Raw genomic sequence first — 820 nt, forward strand, 5'->3', positions numbered from 1 at the left:
TGGTTCTGCTTTGATCGGGGCATAGCCATTGGCAGACAATACGTTGCCGGTGGTTGTAACGCCGTTTTTGAGGAGGCTGTTGAACTTAACCGTAAAGTCAAGCGCACCTTTCCGGCTGGCCGTCAGCCGGATAACCATAATCTCATCCGGTTTTGAGATAAAGTATTCACGGGTGAAGATTATCCCGTCTACCTCGTATCGTACCAAGGATATGGCATTACTCAGGTTCAGTTCACGATAATAATTAGTGGCACTACCCTGATGGGCAACATTTACAAACAGCGTTCCCAGAGGGGCAAACGACTCAGAGAATTTGCCCTGTAATTTGCGCTGGAGCTGGTCGGCCAGCTTGTAGTCTTCGTTTTTGAGCGCTTCGCGGATGGCCGGAATGTGCGTATACGCCTGAGGATTCATGGCTGGGTTTACCGGTTCGCCCGACCATAGGGTGGCATCGTTGAGATAAATTTTGTCGGAGTTAACACCTCCGAAGACCGACGCGCCCTGGGTACCGTTCCCCAGCACGAGGGATTCTTCAAAATGCTCGGCAGGCTGTTTATACCAAAGTGTTTTGTCGGGCTGCTGTGCCTGAAGCCCGGCACTCCACAGTCCGAAAAGGAGCAGAAGATATTTTTTTTTCATTTCCACAAGAAAGTAAGCAGGGTACTTTTTAAAAACAGAGGCAGTATCCGGTTAAATATACCCGATTTGTTGCGTCAAACGATAAACAAAACCGGTGAAAGCAGGAGGGGGAAAAGAGAAAGCCGCTTTGAATCAGTTCGATAGCGGCTTTACTATACTACGAGGTTAGAAAACTAACTGT

1 protein-coding gene is annotated in these 820 nt (G+C 48.4%); it reads right to left on the reverse strand.

The window, feature by feature from the left end; all coding sequences use genetic code 11:
• The coding region (locus tag BLX24_RS30790; protein ID WP_143092958.1) for a glycoside hydrolase family 95 protein at nucleotides 1-639 on the reverse strand (639 nt) is incomplete at its 3' end.
• Nucleotides 640-820: the final 181 nt, after the last annotated feature.

Origin of the sequence: Arsenicibacter rosenii (assembly GCF_001870735.1) — a bacterium.
Lineage (GTDB): Bacteria > Bacteroidota > Bacteroidia > Cytophagales > Spirosomataceae > Arsenicibacter > Arsenicibacter rosenii.